Raw genomic sequence first — 1,860 nt, 5'->3', positions numbered from 1 at the left:
TCAACCAGGTCAACTCGTCGCACCCCAGCTACCTGCGTGGCTTCATCGAGGTGGCTGGCAACCAGGCGCAGGTGATCATCGCCAACCCTGCCGGCATCACCTGCGCCGGCTGCGGTTTCATCAACGCCCAGCGCGCAACCATGACCACCGGCACGCCCGTCATCCGGCAGGGCAACCTGGAAAGCTACCGCGTCAACAGCGGCGTGATCAGCTTTGAGGGGCTTGGCCTGCAAGCCAATGACACCGCGTATGCCGACGTCATCGCCCGCGCAGTGCGCGTGCATGCGGCGCTGCGGGCCAGGCAGATCCGGCTCACCACCGGGCTCAATACGGTCAGTGCCGATCACGCGCAGGTCACGCCGGGCCAGAGCGCCAGCGATGGTGCACCGGTGCGTGCGATCGATGTGGCAGCGCTCGGCGGCATGTATGCCGGCCACATCTACCTGACCGCCACCGAACACGGCGTGGGCGTGCACAACGGTGGCACGCTCACGGCCACCGAAGGACAGCTGGTCGTGACGGCAGCTGGCCGCCTGGAAAACACCGGCACCCTTGCTGCGCATGGCGATACCCGCATTGCCGCTGCAGGCGCGGTGACCAACAGTGGCGTAATCGGATCGGATAGCACATTGCGGATCAACGCCGCTGCGCTGGAGAATGCCGCCAGCGGTCGCATCGGCAGTGTCAGCGGTACCAGCGTGCAAATTGGCGGCACGCTGCGCAATGCAGGAAGCATGGTCGGTGATGCAGGCATCACGCTGGCTGCGGCAGCGATGGAGAATGCCGGCAGTGTGGTGACACCGGGTGCGCTCGCACTGCGTATCCGCAACATGCTGGACAACAGCGGCAAGATCGGCAGCAATGCCCGGCTTGAGCTACGCGCCACGACGCTGACCAATCGGGGAGATATTTATTCCGCACAGGAATCTGTGCAGTTGCAGGTAGCAGGACGGCTCTTCAACAGCGGCAGCATCGAAGCGAAACGGGCACTCAATGCCGAGGCGGCAGCGATTGAAAACCAGGGGCGCTTCATCGGGGAAGCCGCACTCAACGCCAGCGCCAGCGCCGCCCTCACCAATGCCGGAACCATGGGTAGCAGGGGGGATGCCGACTTCAAGGCCGCCAGCCTCGACAATCGTGGCACGCTCAGCGCAGTCCAATCGCTCGCCCTGAAAGTGACCGGAAAATTCACCAACGAAAAGAACGTGGGTGCCGGCAGCACCCTCCAGATCGATGCCGATGCACTGGACAACAGCGGCAAGCTGTTCTCGCACGGTAGCTTGTTCATGCGCATCGGCGCCGCTGCGCTCAACAGCGGCAAGATCGGTGCGGACGGCACGGTGGATTTCCGGGCGGCCTCCCTGGCCAATGGCGGCGCGCTCTACTCCCTTGCCAAGAGTGTCGACGTACAGACCCGAGAGAGCATCACCAACAGCGGCACTGTTGAGGCCAAGCAATCCGTCTCATTGAAGGCGATGGCCCTTAACAACAGAGGAACATTCACCGCCGCGGGCAGCATGAAGCTCTCGCTGCAACAGGGCCTGAGCAACACCGGAGAGATCGGCGCCAACGATACGCTTACCGTTAATGCGGCCACGCTGGAAAACCACGGCAGACTCCGTTCGGCCGAGAGTTCTCTGGTGCTGGCGACAGACGGAAGAACCAGCAACCAAGGCAAGATCCTCGCCGCCACCCGGCTGGAGCTCACGGCGACCGGCATCGACAACAGCGACGGTACGCTTGGCGGCGGCGAGGTGGTGATTGATGCGCGCAATCGGCGTTTCAACAATCAGCGCGGCGTGCTTTTTGCGCGGCAAGACCTGAAAGCAGAGAGCGCAGAGCTCGACAATCGTGCCGGCA

General features: G+C 63.5%; 1 protein-coding gene. It reads left to right on the top strand.

Features of this window, described 5'->3' with window-relative positions; genetic code table 11:
* Positions 1–1,860: two-partner secretion domain-containing protein (locus HNO82_RS22035; RefSeq protein ID WP_175345149.1), on the top strand; the 1,860-nt coding region annotated here is incomplete at both ends.

This window comes from Herbaspirillum sp. C9C3 (assembly GCF_013359625.1).
Lineage (GTDB): Bacteria > Pseudomonadota > Gammaproteobacteria > Burkholderiales > Burkholderiaceae_D > Herbaspirillum.
Note: the sequence above shows the minus strand (reverse complement) of the source record. Positions and strands in the feature narration are given on the sequence as shown.